This is a genomic window from Mesorhizobium sp. M4A.F.Ca.ET.090.04.2.1 (assembly GCF_003999085.1).
Taxonomy (GTDB): domain Bacteria; phylum Pseudomonadota; class Alphaproteobacteria; order Rhizobiales; family Rhizobiaceae; genus Mesorhizobium.
In genome coordinates this window covers 1-13,805 of the sequence record NZ_RZOT01000085.1, presented here as the reverse complement: position 1 = coordinate 13,805, position 13,805 = coordinate 1, and the positions used below count along the sequence as shown (strand labels likewise).

General features: G+C 66.3%; 15 protein-coding genes. 9 read left to right on the top strand and 6 right to left on the bottom strand.

Annotation, left to right across the window (positions count from 1 at the left end; genetic code table 11):
- Positions 1 to 1,000, top strand: a 1,000-nt coding sequence (locus tag EN781_RS08825; RefSeq protein ID WP_127399909.1) for an acetyl-CoA C-acyltransferase, incomplete at its 5' end; no start/stop codon positions are given.
- Positions 1,001 to 1,013: 13 nt separating this feature from the next.
- Here the strand turns inward: EN781_RS08825 and pobA are convergent.
- From pobA to pcaD, 6 genes are read right to left on the bottom strand one after another with little or no spacing between them, the layout of a single operon-like run.
- Positions 1,014 to 2,186: a 4-hydroxybenzoate 3-monooxygenase gene (gene pobA, locus EN781_RS08820; RefSeq protein WP_127399908.1), complete on the bottom strand. Its 1,173-nt coding sequence runs from the start codon at positions 2,184 to 2,186 to the stop codon at positions 1,014 to 1,016.
- On the bottom strand, positions 2,186 to 3,238 hold the full coding sequence (locus EN781_RS08815) for a 3-carboxy-cis,cis-muconate cycloisomerase (RefSeq protein ID WP_126058992.1): 1,053 nt from the start codon (positions 3,236 to 3,238) through the stop codon (positions 2,186 to 2,188). Before EN781_RS08815 ends, pobA begins: the two co-directional genes overlap by 1 nt.
- A gap of 11 nt (positions 3,239 to 3,249) precedes the next feature.
- A complete protein-coding gene (gene pcaG, locus EN781_RS08810; protein WP_126058991.1) occupies positions 3,250 to 3,864 on the bottom strand; it encodes a protocatechuate 3,4-dioxygenase subunit alpha in 615 nt (204 codons plus the stop codon).
- Positions 3,864 to 4,622, bottom strand: a complete 759-nt coding sequence (gene pcaH, locus EN781_RS08805; RefSeq protein WP_126058990.1) for a protocatechuate 3,4-dioxygenase subunit beta — start codon at positions 4,620 to 4,622, stop codon at positions 3,864 to 3,866. The genes pcaG and pcaH overlap by 1 nt, the downstream gene beginning before the upstream one ends.
- Positions 4,609 to 5,013 carry a 4-carboxymuconolactone decarboxylase gene (gene pcaC / locus EN781_RS08800; RefSeq protein WP_126058989.1) on the bottom strand — a complete coding sequence of 135 codons (405 nt, stop codon included), beginning with the start codon at positions 5,011 to 5,013 and terminating at the stop codon, positions 4,609 to 4,611. Before pcaC ends, pcaH begins: the two co-directional genes overlap by 14 nt.
- Entirely contained in the window at positions 5,006 to 5,815 is an 810-nt protein-coding gene (gene pcaD / locus EN781_RS08795; protein WP_126058988.1) for a 3-oxoadipate enol-lactonase, read from the bottom strand. The genes pcaC and pcaD overlap by 8 nt, the downstream gene beginning before the upstream one ends.
- Positions 5,816 to 5,907: 92 nt before the next feature.
- Between pcaD and pcaQ the strand changes: the two genes are divergently transcribed.
- From pcaQ to EN781_RS08755, 8 genes are all read left to right on the top strand, one after another.
- Complete coding sequence (gene pcaQ / locus EN781_RS08790) at positions 5,908 to 6,825, top strand: pca operon transcription factor PcaQ (RefSeq protein WP_126058987.1); 918 nt, start codon at positions 5,908 to 5,910, stop codon at positions 6,823 to 6,825.
- Positions 6,826 to 7,008: 183 nt separating this feature from the next.
- The gene (locus tag EN781_RS08785) at positions 7,009 to 8,325 is read left to right on the top strand and encodes an ABC transporter substrate-binding protein (RefSeq protein ID WP_189347420.1); all 1,317 of its coding nucleotides are present in this window, start codon (positions 7,009 to 7,011) and stop codon (positions 8,323 to 8,325) included.
- Between the two features lie 31 nt (positions 8,326 to 8,356).
- On the top strand, positions 8,357 to 9,091 hold the full coding sequence (locus EN781_RS08780) for an ABC transporter ATP-binding protein (protein ID WP_281034365.1): 735 nt from the start codon (positions 8,357 to 8,359) through the stop codon (positions 9,089 to 9,091).
- The gene (locus EN781_RS08775; protein ID WP_126058985.1) at positions 9,088 to 9,816 is read left to right on the top strand and encodes an ABC transporter ATP-binding protein; all 729 of its coding nucleotides are present in this window, start codon (positions 9,088 to 9,090) and stop codon (positions 9,814 to 9,816) included. The genes EN781_RS08780 and EN781_RS08775 overlap by 4 nt, the downstream gene beginning before the upstream one ends.
- Positions 9,813 to 10,709, top strand: a complete 897-nt coding sequence (locus EN781_RS08770) for a branched-chain amino acid ABC transporter permease (protein ID WP_126058984.1) — start codon at positions 9,813 to 9,815, stop codon at positions 10,707 to 10,709. Before EN781_RS08775 ends, EN781_RS08770 begins: the two co-directional genes overlap by 4 nt.
- Entirely contained in the window at positions 10,706 to 11,767 is a 1,062-nt protein-coding gene (locus EN781_RS08765) for a branched-chain amino acid ABC transporter permease (protein ID WP_126058983.1), read from the top strand. Before EN781_RS08770 ends, EN781_RS08765 begins: the two co-directional genes overlap by 4 nt.
- A 2-nt stretch (positions 11,768 to 11,769) precedes the next feature.
- Positions 11,770 to 12,555, top strand: coding sequence for a coniferyl-alcohol dehydrogenase (locus EN781_RS08760; RefSeq protein ID WP_126058982.1), 786 nt, complete (start codon positions 11,770 to 11,772; stop codon positions 12,553 to 12,555).
- A 41-nt stretch (positions 12,556 to 12,596) separates the two neighbouring features.
- Positions 12,597 to 13,805: aldehyde dehydrogenase family protein (locus EN781_RS08755; RefSeq protein ID WP_127399907.1), on the top strand; the 1,209-nt coding region annotated here is incomplete at its 3' end.

The window sequence follows — 13,805 nt, the reverse complement described above, 5'->3', positions numbered from 1 at the left end:
CATGGCGCTGCTGCCCGCCGGCCTGCCCCAGGACATTCCGGGCTCCACCGTCAACCGCCTCTGCGGCTCGGGGATGGATGCCGTCACCATCGCGGCGCGCGCCATCAAGGCCGGCGAGGCCGAGCTGATGATCGCCGGTGGTGTCGAGTCGATGAGCCGCGCGCCGTTCGTCATGCCCAAGGCCGACACCGCCTTCTCCCGCAACGCCGAGATCCACGACACCACCATCGGCTGGCGCTTCGTCAACCCGCTGATGAGGAAACAGTATGGCGTCGATTCCATGCCGGAAACGGGCGAAAACGTCGCCGAGGACTTTGCCGTTTCACGCGCCGACCAGGACGCCTTCGCCGTGCGCAGCCAGGACAAGGCGGTCGCAGCGCAGGCCAATGGCCGGCTGGCGAAGGAGATCACGCCGGTGACGATCCCGCAAAGGAAGGGCGATGCAATCGTGGTCGGCAAGGACGAGCATCCACGCGCCGGCACCACCATCGAGGCGCTGGCCAAACTGCCTACGCCGTTCCGCCAGGGTGGCACCGTGACCGCCGGCAACGCCTCCGGCGTCAATGACGGCTCGGCCGCCCTCGTCATCGCTTCGGAAGCAGCCGCGAAGAAACATGGCCTGACGCCGATCGCCCGCATCCTTGGCGGTGCTGCCGCCGGCGTCGCGCCGCGCATCATGGGCATCGGCCCGGCGCCGGCGACGAAGAAACTCTGCGCCCGCCTCGGCCTGACGCCCGAGCAGTTCGAGGTCGTGGAGTTGAACGAGGCCTTCGCTTCGCAGGGCATCGCGGTGCTGCGCCAGCTCGGCATCGCCGAGGACGCCGCGCACGTCAATCCGAACGGCGGCGCGATCGCGCTCGGCCACCCGCTCGGCATGTCGGGCGCCCGCATCACCGGCACGGCGGCGCTCGAACTCCGCGAGCGCGGCGGCCGCTATGCGCTCGCCACCATGTGCATTGGCGTTGGCCAAGGCATTGCGATCGCGCTGGAACGCGTCTGACGACTGCTTCCGATCAATACGGCAGGCCGACGTAGTTTTCGGCCAGTGCCGTCGAAGCGGCCTTGGAATGCACGAGATAGTCGAGCTCGGCTTCCTGGATGCGCTGGCCGAACTCGCCCGTCTCGGGAAAGCGGTGCAGGATCGTCGTCATCCACCAGGAGAAGCGCACTGCTTTCCAGACCTTGGCCAGCGCCTTGCCTGAATAGGCATCGAGCCCTGCCTGCGACCGCTCGCGATAGAATTCACGAAGCCCGGCAAAGAGATAGCGCACGTCGCTGGCGGCGAGGTTGAGGCCCTTGGCGCCGGTCGGCGGCACGATATGGGCCGCGTCGCCGACCAGGAACAGCTTTCCGAAGCGCATCGGCTCGGCGACGAAGGAGCGCAGCGGCGCGATCGACTTTTCGAAAGACGGCCCGGTGGTGACGGACGCCGCTGTCTTCGGCGGCAAGCGCCGGCGCAACTCGTCCCAGAAACGGTCGTCGGACCAGGCTTCGACGCGCTCGTCCGCCGGGCACTGCACATAGTAGCGGCTGCGGTGCGGCGAGCGCATCGAGCACAGCGCAAAGCCGCGCTCGTGATTGGCGTAGACCAGTTCGTGGTCGGCCGGCGGCACCTCCGCCAGCACGCCAAGCCAGCCGAACGGATAGGTCCGCTCGAAGGTCTTCAGCGTGCCCTCCGGCACCGAGCGGCGGCTGACGCCGTGATAGCCGTCGCAGCCGGCGATGAAGTCGCAGTCGATGCGGTGGCCGACACCGTCTTTGTCATAGGTGACGAAAGGCGCCGCGCCATCGAAATCATGCGGCGCGACGTTCGCGGCTTCGTAGACGGTGACCAGCCGGGCCGTTTCGCGCTTGTCCATCAGATCATGCGTCACCTCGGTCTGGCCGTAGACTGTGACATGCTTGCCGCCGGTGAGCGCCGTGAGATCGATGCGGTGCAAGCGACCGTCGAAGGCGAGCGAGATGCCGGAATGCGGCAGTCCTTCGGCATGGAGCCTGTCTGCCGCGCCCGCCTCGCCGAGCAGGTCGACGGTCCCCTGTTCGAGCACGCCGGCGCGCACCCGGCCGAGCACATGCTCCCGGCTCGACCGTTCGAGAATGACGGTCTCGACACCGATGGTGGCGAGCAACTGGCCGAGCAGCAGGCCGGATGGGCCCGAGCCGATGATAACAACCTGTGTACGCATCAGTGTCCGAGGCTTTCGATCTGTCCGGCAAGCTCCGCGGCGAGCCGGAGTGCTCCCGCTGTCGCCACCACCATCTGCGGCAGGATCAGCCATTCCAGTGTCCAGGCGGCGCCAGAGCGCTCCTGCTCGTGCACCAGCGCCTGGTGCATGCCGGCAAGCTGGGTGGCGTTGAAGCGGGCAAGGGCCACCAGCGCCTCCGCCTTCACCGGGTTCTGCTTGTGCGGCATGGCCGACGAGCCGCCGCCCGCGGACAGTTTTATGTCCGTACCGGCCTGCCCCATCAGCGCGATGTCGTGGCCGAACTTGCCGAGGCTGCCGGTGACAAGCGACAGCCAGCCGGCGAACTCGGCTATCGCATCGCGCTGGCTGTGCCACTGCGGCGCATCGCCGAGGCCGAGTTTGGCGGCGAGCGCCGCGCGCACGGACGCAGCCTTGTCGCCGAGTCTATCGAGCGTGCCGGCCGCGCCGCCGAACTGGACGACCAGCAGCCGCGCGGACTGTTCCTTCAATCTGAGTTGGTGACGCTCCAGCGGCGCCCGCCATGAGGCAATCCGATCTCCAACCGTGATCGGGATTGCCGGCTGCATGCGCGTCATCGCCATCAGCGCCCTGCCCCCGAAATCCTGTTCGAGGCCCGCAAGCCGCACGATGTTTTCGCTGAGCAGCAGGCCGATATGGTCGACCGCGCCGCTGAGCCGCAGCACCAGCGAGCTGTCGATGACGTCCTGGCTGGTCGCGCCGAAATGAACGAACGCATTGTGCGGTTCGCCGACGGCGGCCTTGATCTGGCGTACCAACTCCGGCACCACGACCCCGTCTCTGGCAACGCCGGCCCTGAGCCTGGCCGTGTCGGGCCGGAACGAGGTCAGAGCCGAGCCGATTGCCGTTGCGGCGTCGTTGGAAATGACGCCGCACTCGGCCTCGGCCTCGGCCAGGGCGCGCTCGAAAGCCAGCATCGCGTCGATGTCGGCTTCCACGGAAAAATGCCTTGCCGCCTCCTCGTCGCCGAGGAGAGCCGAAAGCAGCGGATGATCGAAGGGCGATACGGTCATGTTCCGGTCGGTCAGCTGTCGAAGAAGACCGTCTCCTTCTCGCCCTGCAGGTGGACATCGAAGACGTAGGTGTCGCCCTGGCGCTTGGCGATCAGCGTCGGAACGCGCAGGCGATGCTCGATGCGGGCAAGGATCGGGTCCTCGGCATTGGCCTTTTCCTCGTCCGAGAAATAGAGCCGGGTATGGAGGCCGATATTGATGCCGCGCGCCACGATCCACAGCGTAATGTGCGGCGCCATCAGCCGCCCGTCGCGGAACGGCACGCGGCCGGGCTTGATCGTCTGGAACAGGCAGACGCCCGTTTCCATGTCGGTCGGCTTCCGGCCCCATCCCGAAAAGCTCGGATCGGCAGCGCCGCGCAATTCGGCCGGCGAATTGTAGAAACCGTTGGCATCGGCCTGCCAGATCTCGATCAGCGCGTCCTTGAGCGGCGCGCCGGCACCGTCGAAAACGCAGATACGCAGCTCGATGCGCTCGCCCCTGGTCTCACCATTGACCATGGTCGAGCCGAGGTCGCTTTCATAGACGCCGCCGATGCCGCAGAAATTCGGCGTCAGCCCGATATGAACGTAGGGTCCCGCGGTCTGCGAAGGGCTTTCCTTCAGCCGGTCGAGCGATTGCGCCATCAATTGCCCTCCGGCCTGTTCTCGAACAGCGTCGAGCGACGTCCGCGCAGCACGATATCGAACTTGTAGGCGAGCGCGTCCATCGGGATCGTCGACTGCATGTCGAGGGTAGCAATCAGCGCTTCGATGGCTGCCTTGTCGGAAATGCCGCCGACGATCGGGCAGCGCCAGATCAGCGGATCGCCTTCGAAATACATCTGGGTGATCAGCCGCTGCGCGAAACCCTGGCCGAACACCGAAAAATGGATATGGGCAGGACGCCAGTCGTTCGGACCGTTCGGCCACGGATAGGGTCCCGGCCTGACGGTGCGAAAGGCGTAGCCGCCGTCGTCGCCGGTGATGGTGCGGCCGCAGCCGCCAAAATTCGGATCGAGCGGCGCCAGATAGCTGTCCTTCTTGTGGCGGTAGCGGCCGCCGGCATTCGCCTGCCAGAATTCGAGCAGCACGCCCGGCACACCCTTGCCCCGTTCGTCGAGCACCCGCCCATGCACGATGATGCGCTCGCCGATGGCGCTCTCGCCTGGCTGGGCGAAATTGTGAATCAGGTCGTTGTCGTACTCGCCGAGCATGGCGTGCCCGAACACCGGGCCGGTGAGTTCGGACAGCGTGTTGTCGAAGGAAAGCAGTGCCTTTTGCGGCGAGCGCAGCACCGAACTCTTGTAGCCCGGCGTGAAAGCCGGCGGATGCCAAAGGCGATCGCGCTGGAAGAAGGCGCCGGTCTCCGGCGCCCGGTTGGAGCCCGACTCAGGCATGGGCATTCTCGTCCATCTGCGCGAACACCTCCTTGGCGATCCTGAAGGCGCGGTTTGCGGCCGGTACGCCGGCATAGATCGCGACATGCAGGAAAGCCTCGCAGATATCGTCGCGCGATGCGCCGGTGTTGGCGGTGGCGCGCACATGCATGGCCACCTCCTCGTCATGGCCGAGTGCCGCAAGCAGCGCCAGCGTCACGATCGAGCGCTCGCGCTTCGACCAGCCCGGCCGCGCCCACACCGTTCCCCACGCGGCTTCGGTGATCAGGTGCTGAAACGGCCGGTCGAAATCGGTGGCCGCATCCTCGGCCCGGTCGACATGGGAATCGCCGAGCACGGATCGCCGGACCTCAAGTCCGGTCCGGTATCGGGTTGTGTTCTTGGAAATGTCATCCATGGATTTGCTTTCCGCTGGGAAGCGATGCGATGAAATCGCGGATCAGCCCGGTAAACGGCCCGGGCTGCTCGACGCAGGGAATGTGGCCGGCATTGCGGATCACCTCGAAGCGCGCACCAGGGATGAGATCGGCAAGCGAGCGCACGAGATCGGGCGGCGTCGAGCCGTCCTGGTCACCGACGATGCAGAGCGTGGGCACCGCGATGCGGGGCGCGGCCTCGGTGAAGTCAGCATCGCGAACGGCGGCGCAGGTGCCGATATAGCCGGCGAGCGGCTGCCTGGTCAGCATGTTCCAGCAGCCGTCGAGATCGGTGGAACGCTCCGCGTGGAAGGCAGGGGTGAACCACAGCTTGAGCACGGCGTCGGCAATCTCCTGGATGCCTTTGCTTTCGACCGTCGCGATGCGTGTGTTCCAGCTGTCGGCCGTGCCGATCTTGTGCGCCGTGTCGCTTAGGATGAGGGCCTCAACGCTTTCGGGGCGCCGCGCATAGAACCCCTGCGCGATCAGGCCGCCGACCGACAGGCCGCACAGCACGACCTTGGCCAGGCCGAAGTGATCGACGAGGCCGCAGAGGTCATCGACATGATCGTCGATCGAGCTGACGCCGCCGATGTCGGACAGCCCGTGCCCGCGCTTGTCATAGACGAGCGTCGGCATTTCATCGCCGAGCAGCGAGACAATTTCGTCCCAGATCCGGAAGTCGGTCCCCAGCGAATTCATGAATATGATCGGGCACGCATTGCCAGTCCCCGGCCTGTAGCGGTGGTGCAGCGTAACGCCGCCAATGCTGACGAATGGCACGATTTCGATCCTCCGATGTTAGCTTGCACTAGGTATTTGGTTCGGTAAAATGATATTTTGCGGCGTTTCATTAACTCCGAGGTTATCGAACCATGGCCGAAAGCCGCATCCGCTTCCGACACCTGCAAGCGTTTCTCGAAGTGGCGCGGCAAGGCAGCGTGGCAAGGGCGGCCGAATTCCTGCATGTCAGCGCGCCGGCCGTGACCAAGACATTGCGCGAGTTGGAAGAGGCGCTCGGCATCGCCGTCGTCGAACGCGACGGCCGCGGCATCCGCGTCACGCGGCTCGGCGAGATCTTCCTCGGCCATGCCGGCACGGCGATCACGGCACTGAAGCGCGGCGTCGATTCCGTCCGCCAGGACGGCGCAATCAATCGCCATCCGATCCGCATCGGCGCCTTGCCGACCGTATCGGCGCGGGTGATGCCGCTGGCGATGAGCCTGTTCCTGAGCGAGAACACGGGTGCCGCCATCAAGATCGTCACCGGCGAGAACGCGGTGCTGCTCGAGCAGTTGCGAGTCGGCGCGCTCGACCTCGTCGTCGGCCGTCTCGCCGCTCCGGACAACATGACCGGCTTCTTCTTCGAGCATCTCTATTCCGAGCAGGTGCTGTTCGTGGTGCGGGACGGGCACCCGCTGCTGGAGCCGGGAGCCGACATCTTCGCCCGCCTCGATGAGTTCCCCGTGCTGATGCCAACCAGGGAATCCGTCATCCGTCCCTTCGTCGACCGTCTCTTCATCACCAATGGCATGACCGCGCCCAAAACCGAGATCGAGACCGTCTCGGATTCCTTCGGACGTTCCTTCATGCGCCAGAGCAATGCGGTCTGGATCATCTCGGCCGGCGTCGTCGCCAACGAGATCGCCAGCGGCGCCTTCGTCGCCTTGCCAGTCGACACCGAGGAGACCAAGGGACCGGTCGGCCTGACCATGCGCACCGACACTGCTCCCTCTCCGGCCTTTTCCATCCTGCTGCAGACGATCCGCGAGGCGGCACGGCATAGCGCCTGACAACGGACTCCGTTCGGCGTGTCTTTTCGTAACCTACGGGTTAATGAAACACCGCAAAATATCATTTTACCGAACCAAACCGCTAGTGCAATGTGACCGTGGAGGATCAAAGGCGAGCCCCGGCTGGCGGCACCCGGAAAACCGGTTGCGGCCCGCGTGGGGCGGCCACTGAGGGAGGAGCAGATGACTGAGACTATCGGCAGCAAACCCGTTATCGCCGGCATGTCGCGGCGCCAGTTCATTGCCACTTCGGTGGCCGGCGGCGCGGCCCTTGCGCTCGGCCGCGGCAAGGCCTTCGCGCAGGCCGCGGACACCCTGAAGGTCGGCTTCGTCAGCCCGCGCACCGGGCCTCTCGGCGGTTTCGGCGAGACCGACGGCTATGTGCTCGACCTGGCCCGAAAGGCGCTCGCCAATGGCATCGAGCTCGGCGGCAAGAAATACAGCGTCGAGATCCTCGACCAGGACACGCAGTCGGACCCCTCGCGCGCCGGCCAACTCGCCAAGGACCTGATAAACAACCAGGCCATCGACCTGATGCTCGCGGTGTCCACGCCTGAGGTAATCAACCCGGTGGCCGACGCCTGCGAAGCGGCCGGCGTGCCTTGCCTGTCGACGGTCATGCCTTGGGAAGCCTGGTATTTCGGCCGCGGCGCCAAGCCGGGCCAGCCTTCGCCGTTCAAATGGACCTATCATTTCGGCTTCGGCGTCGACGAATTCTTCAAGGCCTATGTCTCGCAGTGGACTCTGATCGAGACCAACAAGAAGGTCGGCGTCATGTATCCGAACGACGCCGACGGCAATGCCATCCGTGCCCATCTTGCGCCGCTGCTCGCCAAGCAGGGCTTCACCATCGTCGACCCCGGCGCCTACGAGACCGGCACCACCGACTATTCCTCGCAGATCGCGCTGTTCAAGCAGGAAGGCGTCGAGATCTTCAATTCCTTCCCGATCCCGCCGGATTTCGCCGCGTTCTGGCGTCAGGCGGCGCAGCAGGGCCTGACCCGGCAGATCAAGATCGCCCAGGTCGCCAAGACCGGCCTGTTCCCGTCCGATATCGAGGCGCTGGGCGATCTCGGCATGAAGCTTTCAAGCGCCGCCTACTGGCACAAGGCCTTCCCCTACAAGTCGCCGCTGACCGGCGTCTCCGGAACCGAGCTGGCCGACGGCTACGAGGCGGCGAGCGGCAAGCAGTGGACGCAGCAGCTCGGCGCCTCGATGTCGCTGCTCGACGCCGGCTTCGAAGCGCTGAAGGCCAGCACCGATGCCAAGGACAAGGCGGCGGTCGCGAAGGCTCTCAGCACGCTCAACACCGAGACGATGATCGGCAAGGTCGACTTTACCAGCGGCCCAGTCGCCAATGTCTCGCCCGGCCCGATCATCGGCACGCAGTGGGTGGCGGCGAAGGAGGGCAGCAAATTCGCGCTCGACTATGTGGTGACCGAAAACGCCACCGACCCGAAGGTGCCGGTCGAAGCCAAGCTGCAGCCGTACAACGGCTGATTGGACTGCTGACGGGGTTCGCATCGTGACCATTTCGCCCAACGCTGCGATCCTCAATGCCGCCGGCATCCACAAGCGCTTCGGCGCGCTGGTGGTGCTCGACGACATCGACTTCGCCATGCAGGCCGACGAGGCGGTCGGCATTGTCGGCCCGAACGGCGCCGGCAAGACGACATTGCTCAGCGTGATGTCCGGCGCCTATCCGCCGAACGCCGGTACCGTCGCCTTCAAGGGCGGCGATGTCACGTCGCTGCCGGCAACGGCGCGCTGCCGGCTCGGCCTCGTGCGCACGCATCAGGTGCCGAAACCGTTCGGCGGCATGACCACGTTCGAGAATGTCTTCGTCGCCGCCTCGCATGGCGCCGGACTCAAGCGCGACGAAGCCTATGAGGAGGCGCTTGCCTCGTTGAAACTGTGCGGCATGCTTGGCGTCGCCAACCGCCGTGCCGAGACGCTCGGCCTGCTCGACCGCAAGCGGTTGGAGCTCGCCCGGGCGCTCGCTGCCAGGCCGACGCTGCTTCTGCTCGACGAGATCGGCGGCGGACTGACCGACGGCGAGGCCGGCGAGTTGGTCGAGACCATCAGGGAATTGCGGCGCCGGAAGATCGGCATCGTCTGGATCGAACACATCGTCCACATCCTGTTGCAGGTGGCCGGGCGGCTGATCTGCATGGATGCGGGAAAGATCATCGCCGACGGCGAGCCGCAATCGGTCATGGCCGATCCGCAGGTGATCCACGCCTATCTCGGCGGAGGCCCGAAATGAGCCTGCTTTCGGTCGAGGATCTGGTTGTCCGCCACGGCCTGTTGCAGGCGGTGCGCGGCGTGAGTTTCGACGTCGAGCGCGGCGAGACGCTGGCGCTGGTCGGCGCCAACGGCGCCGGCAAGACGACGCTGCTGAGAGCCATCGCCGGCGCGCATCCGCAGGCATCGGGGCGCGTGCGATTCGATGGCGTCGATCTTTGCGGCGTGCCCTCGCACAGCAGAGTCGGCATGGGCATCGCGCTGGTGCCAGAAGGCAGGAAACTGTTCGTCGACATGACGGTCGAGGAGAACCTGCTGCTCGGACGAAGCGCCGGCCGCCCCGGCGACTGGAGCGTCGACAGGGTGCTCGACTCGTTTCCGAACCTCAAGCCGCGCCGCCGCGCCAAGACCGGGCATCTCTCCGGCGGCGAACAGCAGGCAACCGCCATCGGCCGCGCGTTGATGAGCAATCCGCAACTGCTTTTGCTCGACGAGGTCTCGCTCGGCCTGTCGCCGCTGGTCGTCGACCGCGTCTACGCCTCGCTGCACGGCCTGATCAGCTCCGGTACGACGATCATCCTCGTCGAACAGGATCTCAACCGTGCCCTCTCCGTCTCCGACAACGTCATCTGCATGCTGGAGGGACGGATCGCGCTTGCCGGAGACAGCAAGAGCGTGTCGCGCGACGAGGTGACGAAAGCCTATTTCGGCCTGCATCGGAAGGGCGCCGGAGGCATGCCGGCATGACCAACCAGATCGTCCAGGGCATCCTGCTCGGCGGCTATTACGCGCTGATCGCCTGCGGCCTCTCCTTCATGTTTTCGGTGATGCGCATCATCAACCTCGCCCATGGCAGCCTCGCCGTGCTGTCAGCCTTCGCGCTGTGGCTGTTCGCCTCGCGCTTCCACATTTCACCCTTCCTTGGGCTGCTAATCGTCCTGCCGCTGATGGCCGCGATCGGCTGGGCCTTGCAGCGCTTCCTGCTCGAACGCAGCGCGCGTGGCGGCGCGCTGTTGCCGATCCTGACAACCTTCGGCCTCGCCATCGTCATCGACAATCTCTTGTTCGAGCAGTTCGGCGCCGACACGCGCTCGCTGGCGCCCTTTATCGGCAGCCTCTCCTACGATTCCTGGGAATGGCCAGGCAGCATCTATGTCGGCAAGCTCGCGGTCATCATCTTCGTCACCGCCGTGGTGCTGCTTGGCGGGCTGCAGCTTTTCCTCACTCGCACCGGCCTCGGCCGTTCGATCCGCGCGACCTCGGCAGACCCTGATACCGCCGGCCTGGTCGGCGTCGATGCGCGCCGCGCCAATGCGGTCGCCGCGTCGATCGCCATGGTCTCCGTCGGTCTCGCCGGCGCCTTCCTCGGCATGCGCGCCACCTTCGATCCCTATGCCGGCGCGCCGCAGTTGCTGTTCGCCTTCGAGGCGGCGGTCATCGGCGGCGCCGGCTCGCTGTGGGGCACGCTGATCGGCGGCATCGTGCTGGCGCTCGCCCAGACGCTCGGCGCCCAGGTGCATCCGCAGGGCTTTCTGATCGGCGGCCATGTCGCGTTCCTGATCGCCCTGTTCATACGCCTGTCCACCTCCGGCCTCGGCCTGCGCGGCCTGCTGCGCCTGCCCGCGGGGAAGGCATCATGAGCGCCGCCTCCCCTGTCATCGAGCGCGGCACCGCCGCCTCGCGCATTGCCGCCATCGCGGTGGCCCTGATCATCGCGCTGCTGGCGATCGCGCCGCAATTCCTGTCGGCAGGCGCCGTCGACCGGATGACCGCGCTGTTCATCTATGTGATCCTCGCGGCGATGTGGAACGCGCTCGCCGGTTTCGGCGGACTGGTCTCGGTCGGCCAGCAGGTGTTCTTCGGCCTCGGCGCCTATTTCAGCATCCGGCTGGCGGATGCCGGCCTCAATCCTTTCGTCGCGCTCTTCGTCTCGGCGATCGTCGTCGGCGCTGTCTCCTGGCCGATCTCGCTGTTCATGCTGCGGCTCAGGAACGGCGAGTTCGCCATCGGCATGTGGGTGATCGCGGCCCTCACCCATCTCCTCGTCAACCTCGACCGGCTGGTGCAGGGCGAGACCGGCACGTCGCTGATCTCGCTCAACGTCTACGACGCTTCGACCAGACGCGTGGCGATCTACTGGCTGGCGCTGGCGTCGATGACCGCCCTGCTTGCCGTCCTGTTCGGCCTGCTGCGCGGCAGCACCGGTGCCGCCATCCGCGCCATCCGCGACAACGAGGATGCGGCGGCCTCCGTCGGCGTGCGCGTTACCGGCACCAAGCGGCTGCTTTTCGTGCTCGCCGCCTTTGGCATCGGCGTTGCCGGCGCGCTGTGGCTGGCGACCTCGATCACCTTCCAGCCGAAGACCTATTTCAGCGTCCAGTGGACAGCCTACATGATCTTCATGGTGCTGGTCGGCGGCATCGGCACCTTCGAGGGCGCCATCCTTGGCGCGCTGCTCTTCTTCCTCATCGAGACCTGGTTCGGCGGTGCCGGCGTCTGGTACCTGATCGGCCTCGGCGCCACGGCCCTCGCCTTCTCGCTACTGTTGCCGCGCGGCCTGTGGGGAACGCTGGAGGAGCGATTTGGGCTGCGCCTGCTGCCCGTCGGCTATAGCGTCAGGCTTCCCGTCAACTCGACCCAAACGACGGGCGAGACCGCTTCGCCGGCACCGACAACGACATCTCGGGAGAAGGCCTGACCATGCTTTTCGGCAAGACCATCCTCATCACCGGCGTCGCCTCCGGCATCGGCGCCCGCACGGCGGAACTCGCCGGCCAACTCGGCGCCGACGTGATCGGCGTCGACGTGCGTGAGCCAGCAGCAAGTGCTGGCAGCTTCGTCAAGGCCGACATCTCGTCGAGGGCCTGCGTCGACGAACTGGTGGCACGGCTGCCGCAGCGCCTCGATGCGCTCTGCAACGTCGCCGGCCTTTCCGGCAACACCGGCGCCGTGTCGACGCTCGCCGTCAATTTCTACGGGCTGCGTGCGCTTTCCGAGGCGCTGGCGCCGAAGCTTCGCGAAGGCGGTGCCATCGTCAATGTCGCCTCGATCGCCGGCTTCGGCTGGCGCGCCAATCTCAACCGCGCCGCTTCGATGATCGGCATCGAGGGCTTTCCCGATGTCGCCAGGGTGGTCGCCGACCATGCGGTCAAGAACGAGGAAGGCTATCCGGTCTCGAAGGAGCTTCTGCTGCTGTGGACTTTCCGCGCCGCGCATCAGGAGCGTTTCAAGAGCCGCGGCATCCGCGTCAATGCGGTCAGCCCAGGCCCGGTCGAGACGCCGATCCTGAAGCAGTTCCGCGCCGTGCTCGGCGACGACCGCGTCGACAGCGATATTTCGCGGGTGGGTCGTGCCGGCACGTCGGGCGATATCGCGCCGGTCGTGCTGTTCCTGTGCTCGGATGGCGCGCGCTGGATCAACGGCGCCAACGTGCCGGTCGACGGCGGCCTCGAAGCCTCGATCAACGCCGAGGTGCTCGGCTTCTAATCTGAACTTGCAACGCTCCACCGGGAGCGAGGGAGAGAACAATGGATATCGGACTTCTGATCGACGGCGACGAAAGAACTGCAGCGGGCAAGGCTTCCTTCGACCGCCTGGACCCCTTCACCGGCAAGCTGGCGACGCGCGCCGCCGCCGCCAGCATCGCCGACGCCAACGCCGCGGCTGAGGCCGCTGCCGCGGCTTTCCCGGCCTGGTCGCGGACCGGCCCAGGCGAGCGCCGCGCTTTGCTTTCCAAGGCCGCCGATGTGATGGCCTCCAAGGTCGGCGAATTCACCAGGCTGATGATGGAGGAGACCGGAGCGACCGGGCCGTGGGCCGGCTTCAATGTCATGCTGGCCGCCAATATGCTGCGCGAGGCAGCCGCCATGACGACGCAGATCTCGGGCGAGATCATCCCCTCGGACAAGCCGGGCACGCTTGCCATGGCGATCCGCCAGCCGGCCGGCGTCTGCCTCGGCATCGCGCCCTGGAACGCACCCGTGATCCTCGGTACCCGCGCGCTAGCGATGCCGCTCGCCTGCGGCAACACGGTGGTGCTCAAGGCCTCCGAGATGTGCCCCGGCACGCATCGCCTGATCGGCCAGGTGCTGGTCGAGGCCGGCCTGCCCAAGGGGGTCGTCAACGTCGTCACCAACGATCCGAAGGACGCGGCCGGCATCGTCGAAGCGCTGGTCGCGCATCCGGCCGTCAAGCGCGTCAACTTCACCGGCTCGACCAAGGTCGGCCGCATCATCGCCGAGCTTGCAGGAAGGCATCTCAAGCCGGCCCTGCTCGAGCTCGGCGGCAAGGCGCCGCTACTGGTGCTGGACGACGCCGACATCGACGCGGCGGTCAATGCCGCGACCTTCGGCGCCTTCATGCATCAGGGCCAGATCTGTATGTCGACGGAACGGTTGATCGTCGACGACAAGGTCGCCGACGAGTTCGTCGCCAGGCTCGCCGCCCGTGCCGCGCAACTGCCGGCAGGCGATCCGCGCGGCCACGTCGTGCTGGGCTCGCTGATCAGTAGCCAGGCCGCCGACAAGATGGAGGAACTGGTCGCCGACGCAGTCGCCAAGGGCGCGAAGCTTGTCGCCGGCGGCAAGCGCGCCGGCACTGTGGTGGAAGCGACGTTGCTCGACGACGTCACGCCGGCCATGCGCGTCTACGCTGAAGAATCCTTCGGTCCGGTCAAGCCGGTCATCCGCGTCAAAGGCGAGGACGAGGCCGTGCGCGTCGCCAACGACACCGAATAC

What these genes read in the sequence shown, in the direction of transcription:
- EN781_RS08765 (WP_126058983.1), top strand. Translation starts at nt 10,706, where the DNA reads ATGAGCGCCGCCTCCCCTGTCATCGAGCGCGGCACCGCCGCCTCGCGC.
- EN781_RS08815 (WP_126058992.1), bottom strand. Translation starts at nt 3,238, where the DNA reads ATGACCGTATCGCCCTTCGATCATCCGCTGCTTTCGGCTCTCCTCGGC.
- pcaG (WP_126058991.1), bottom strand. Translation starts at nt 3,864, where the DNA reads ATGGCGCAATCGCTCGACCGGCTGAAGGAAAGCCCTTCGCAGACCGCG.
- pcaQ (WP_126058987.1), top strand. Translation starts at nt 5,908, where the DNA reads ATGGCCGAAAGCCGCATCCGCTTCCGACACCTGCAAGCGTTTCTCGAA.
- EN781_RS08760 (WP_126058982.1), top strand. Translation starts at nt 11,770, where the DNA reads ATGCTTTTCGGCAAGACCATCCTCATCACCGGCGTCGCCTCCGGCATC.
- pcaC (WP_126058989.1), bottom strand. Translation starts at nt 5,013, where the DNA reads ATGGATGACATTTCCAAGAACACAACCCGATACCGGACCGGACTTGAG.
- EN781_RS08770 (WP_126058984.1), top strand. Translation starts at nt 9,813, where the DNA reads ATGACCAACCAGATCGTCCAGGGCATCCTGCTCGGCGGCTATTACGCG.
- EN781_RS08785 (WP_189347420.1), top strand. Translation starts at nt 7,009, where the DNA reads ATGACTGAGACTATCGGCAGCAAACCCGTTATCGCCGGCATGTCGCGG.
- pcaH (WP_126058990.1), bottom strand. Translation starts at nt 4,622, where the DNA reads ATGCCCATGCCTGAGTCGGGCTCCAACCGGGCGCCGGAGACCGGCGCC.
- pobA (WP_127399908.1), bottom strand. Translation starts at nt 2,186, where the DNA reads ATGCGTACACAGGTTGTTATCATCGGCTCGGGCCCATCCGGCCTGCTG.
- EN781_RS08775 (WP_126058985.1), top strand. Translation starts at nt 9,088, where the DNA reads ATGAGCCTGCTTTCGGTCGAGGATCTGGTTGTCCGCCACGGCCTGTTG.